Below are 4,466 nucleotides of genomic sequence, written 5' to 3' on the forward strand. Positions count from 1 at the left end.
TGCAGGTATCGTATATCGGTAATACTCCAGCCTTCCAAGCTGGCAAGGTGGGTTCGATTCCCACTACCTGCTCCATTGAACAACTGATTTTCAGTTGTTTTTTTTGTATAAAATAATAAATATAGTATGCACTCATAGTTCAGTTGGATAGAGCGTTGGACTTCGAATCCAGAAGTCGTGGGTTCGAATCCCACTGAGTGTACCAAGAATTAGAGATACCAATGGTTATAAAAATATAGCTATTGGTATTTTTACTGCACTAAAGCCTAGCATATTTTTTGAGAGGATATATTAGAAAAAACAAAACTTTAAAATATAAATAAAACTGTTAAACTTATTATGTTGTTTTAGGTTTATTTAGTATGTTTTTTAACACTATGTATCAAAAAAGTACGTACTTCCATAATAGTCTATTGAGGAATATTATATTGTTATAAAACATAATTATCTTAGCTAAGATATATTTAATCATGCATGTAACTAAAGATAAAATTTTATGGGATTATTGAATAAAGAATAAGAGAGTACTAATAATAACATAAAAAGGAGAGATTAAAATGCAAAAAGTATTATATATAAAAGCAAATGTAAAACCAGAAGGAGAATCAAGAACTTTCAGAGTTTCTGATAGTTTTATAGAAGAATATAAGAAAAATAATCCTCAAGATGAGATTATTACATTAGATTTATATAAAGAAGGTATAAACTTCTTACAAGGTGAAGATTTAAAAAGTGTATTTGGACCTAAAACAGAAGAAAGTAGAAATCATCCTATATTAAAATATGCATATCAATTTGCTGAAGCTGATAAATACATAATTGCATTACCAATGTGGAATTTAAGTTTTCCAGCAATTTTTAAAGCATATATAGATTATGTAAGTGTAACAGGAATTACTTTTAAATATACTGCAGAAGGCCCAGTAGGACTATGTAAGGATAAAAAAGCTTTATTTGTATCAGCAAGAGGCGGACAATACGTTGAGGGAAAAAATGCTGAACTTGAAATGGGTGAAAGATACGTAAGAGCTATTTTAGATTTCTTTGGAGTAACTGATGTTCAAAGTTTAACTATAGAAAACTTAGATGTAATGGGTGCAGATGTTGAAGGTATTGTAAATGAAGCAATTTCTAAAGCTGCAAATATAGCAAAAGAATTTTAATATTGAATAATCCCCTTAAAGTTTTTTCAACTTTAAGGGGATTACTTATATAAACAAGAAGTTTTAGAAGATAATCATGTAAATAGTTTTTTGAATAAATGAATTTTATTTATAATTATGATATATTTATAGAAGAAAATGTAAAAACTTTCTTGTGAGGAGGAGAGTAATATGCAACTTAAACAAAGTGAATATTTGAATAAGGTTAAGCCAGTATTAAAGAAATTATTAGATAAGTTATTAGAAGAATTTAAATATGCATCAATTTTAGCAACTGATTGTGTTGGAAAGGGATATACTGTTTCAAAAACAGCTACTTCTATTGCTAATAATACCTTTTCTGAAAGAGGATGTGTTGTAAGAGTATATAATGGAAAGAACTATACTGAATATGCATTTAACAATATTACAGAAGATATGATAGATGAAATAGTTGAAGAAGTTAAGGAATGTAGCTTAGCAAATGATAAGAATTCGCAAGTTATGGAGTACAAAATACTAGAAGAAGAAAAAATTCAATGGGATAAGTATTTTGAAGTAGAGAAAGATCCTAGAGACTTAGGGGATGAAAAGATAATTGATAAATTAACACAATTAAAAGATTATGCATTTAATAGTGGAAAAAAAGAAATTATAGATTTTAGAACTAGATATAATTATCTTAATGTAAGAAAAATGTTTTTATCAGCTAATAAAGAAATTGAGCAAAACTTTATGTGGAGTGAAGGATATTATATATGTGTAGCTGCAAATGAAGTTGAAAATAAAATTTTATTTAAGACATTTTCTGGACTTAAAGGTGCTGAAATGTTAGATGAAATGACAACAGGAGGTTGTGATGAACTTATTTATAAGACTATTTCATTATTAAATTCTGAAAAGATAATTCCAGGAGAATATGACGTTATATGTGCTCCTGATATTACTGGATTAATTGCTCATGAAGCTTTTGGACATGGTGTTGAAATGGATATGTTCTTAAAAGATAGAGCAAAATCAAAAGATTATATAGGAAAACAAGTTGCATCACCTATAGTAACTATGAGAGATGGTTCATGTGCATTAGATCATTGTGGAACATATTTATTTGATGATGAAGGGGTTATAGGTAAGGATACAACTATAATTAAAGACGGTATTTTAAAGAGTGGAATTAATGATGAACTTACAGCATTGGCTTTAAATAATGAGTTCACTGGTAATGGAAGAAGAGAAAGCTTTGATAGAAAAGCATATACAAGAATGACTAATACATTTTTTGAAAAGGGAAATTCAAAGCTTGAAGACATGATAGCCTCTATTGATTATGGATTTTTAATAGATGATTCACAAAGTGGTATGGAAGATCCTAAGAACTGGGGAATACAATGTGTTGCAAGTATTGGTAAAGAAATTAAAAATGGAAAGCTTACTGGAAGAGTATTTTCACCAATCATAATGACAGGATATGTTCCTGATTTACTTAAATCAATTTCTATGGTTTCAGATGAATTTGAGTCATTTGGAAGTGGATATTGTGGAAAAGGATATAAGGAATTTGTAAAGGTATCTTGTGGAGGACCTTATATCAAGTGCAGAGTAAGATTAGGATAAGATTGTTGGAAAGGAGAAAAGGTATGCTTGATTTAATTTTAAAGGTATTAAAAGATAATAATATAAATGAATATATTATAAATGAAAATAAAGAAGAAATTTTTGAATTATATATGATTAAAAAGGCTGTAGATATGAATAGAAAGAAAAATATAACTATTTATACAGTTACAGTTCTTAGGGACAATGGAAATGAGTTTAAGGGAAGCTCTGTGGTTAAGATATATCCATCAATGGATGAAGATGAAATAAGTACAGTATTAAAAGATGCATACTATGCTGCTAGTTTTGTAAAGAACAAATCATATAATCTTCCTGTTGGATATAATGGAGAGAAAGTATATGATAAAAGTTCACTTGCTAATATGGAATTAGAAGAGATAGCATATAAGGCTAAGGATGCTTTATATAAGTATGATGACTTTGAACATGGTTGCATTAATTCAAGTGAAATATTTGCTTCAAGAGTAAATACAAGAATAATTACTTCAAACAATGTAGATGCTGCATATGAAAAGTATAAAATCAGCGGTGAATTTGTTACCCAATGGGTTGAAAATTCAGATGTAGAAATATTTAATATGTTTTCTTACGATGATTTAAAAGAAGAAGAATTATCTTTAATGGGTAAAGAAGCCATTATAAATGCTGGATATAGAGATAGGAGTAAGGATGCGCCTGAAACTGGAGAGTATGATGTGATTTTATGTGGTTCAAGTGTACATGAATTCTTTGGATATTATCTTGCAAATTCACGAACAGATATGATATATCAAAAATATTCTAATTTCAGATTAGGAGAAAATGTACAGGGAACTGATATTAAAGGTGATAAAGTAAATATTACATTAAAATCTAGTGTTCCATTTAGTAATGAAGGAATAGTTCTAAAGGATACAAAGCTTATTGAAGATGGTGTTTTAAAAGCAATACATGGACCATATAATTTTGCACAGTATTTAGGAATAGAGCCTATTGGAAGCTTTGATGGAGCTGTAATACAAGGTGGAAGCACAAGTGAAAAAGATATGTTCAGTGATGGAACATTAAAGATAATAAGATTTTCTGATTTTCAAATGGATGAAGTTACTGGAGATTGCTTTGGTGAAATAAGACTTTCACTTCTTAAAAAGGGAGATAAAATAATTCCTCTTACAGGAGGTTCAGTAACTATAAATATTAATGATGTAAAAGAAAATATGACATTTTCTAAGGAAACACAAGATGATAGAGGTGTAATAATACCTAAATGTATCAAATTTAAAAATGTAAATATAGCTGGAAAGTAATATTTAAAATAGTATTAATCAAAAATAAAATATAAGTTAATTATAAAAATAGCAGTATGTTATATAACTAAATTAGCAGCTGCTATTTTTAATTTATAAAATTAGTTGATTATTTATTAAGATAAATTCTTCCATACATCATTATAAGAACTTTCGAATCATATTCTTGAAAATATAGTAATGATATTTATTATATGCACACAAATTGTAAAAAAGCTTGATTTTAGAGTCATAGAGAAAGTTTAGTGAATTATTAATGAAATATTTTTAATTTAATTTAAAATCTATGTTGACAGATTAGAATTTATAATATAAAATAATTATGTTCTTGTTTGAAGGACATTTGCGTTTTTAGCTCAGCTGGATAGAGCAACGCCCTTCTAAGGCGTGGGCCAGGGGTTCGAATCCCTTAAAACGCACC

General features: G+C 28.2%; 3 protein-coding genes and 3 tRNA genes. All 6 read left to right on the forward strand.

Annotated features, from left to right (window positions below; all coding sequences use genetic code 11):
- Nucleotide 1: 1 nt before the first annotated feature.
- A tRNA-Gly gene (locus HF850_RS15175) sits at nt 2–75 on the forward strand.
- A gap of 53 nt (nt 76–128) precedes the next feature.
- Nucleotides 129–205 (forward strand) — tRNA-Arg (locus HF850_RS15180).
- 352 nt (nt 206–557) lie between these two features.
- A complete protein-coding gene (locus HF850_RS15185; RefSeq protein ID WP_169106259.1) occupies nt 558–1,163 on the forward strand; it encodes an FMN-dependent NADH-azoreductase in 606 nt (201 codons plus the stop codon).
- Between the two features lie 171 nt (nt 1,164–1,334).
- The gene (locus HF850_RS15190; protein WP_169106260.1) at nt 1,335–2,756 is read left to right on the forward strand and encodes a TldD/PmbA family protein; all 1,422 of its coding nucleotides are present in this window, start codon (nt 1,335–1,337) and stop codon (nt 2,754–2,756) included.
- Nucleotides 2,735–4,045 carry a metallopeptidase TldD-related protein gene (locus HF850_RS16190; protein ID WP_169106261.1) on the forward strand — a complete coding sequence of 437 codons (1,311 nt, stop codon included), beginning with the start codon at nt 2,735–2,737 and terminating at the stop codon, nt 4,043–4,045. Before HF850_RS15190 ends, HF850_RS16190 begins: the two co-directional genes overlap by 22 nt.
- A 345-nt stretch (nt 4,046–4,390) precedes the next feature.
- Nucleotides 4,391–4,464 (forward strand) — tRNA-Arg (locus HF850_RS15200).
- Nucleotides 4,465–4,466: the final 2 nt, after the last annotated feature.

The organism is Clostridium sp. SM-530-WT-3G (assembly GCF_012843905.1).
GTDB lineage: Bacteria > Bacillota > Clostridia > Clostridiales > Clostridiaceae > Clostridium.

Bases quoted from the DNA above. Each gene is read 5' to 3' on its own strand.
- HF850_RS15185 (WP_169106259.1), top strand. From the start codon at position 558: ATGCAAAAAGTATTATATATAAAAGCAAATGTAAAACCAGAAGGAGAA.
- HF850_RS15190 (WP_169106260.1), top strand. From the start codon at position 1,335: ATGCAACTTAAACAAAGTGAATATTTGAATAAGGTTAAGCCAGTATTA.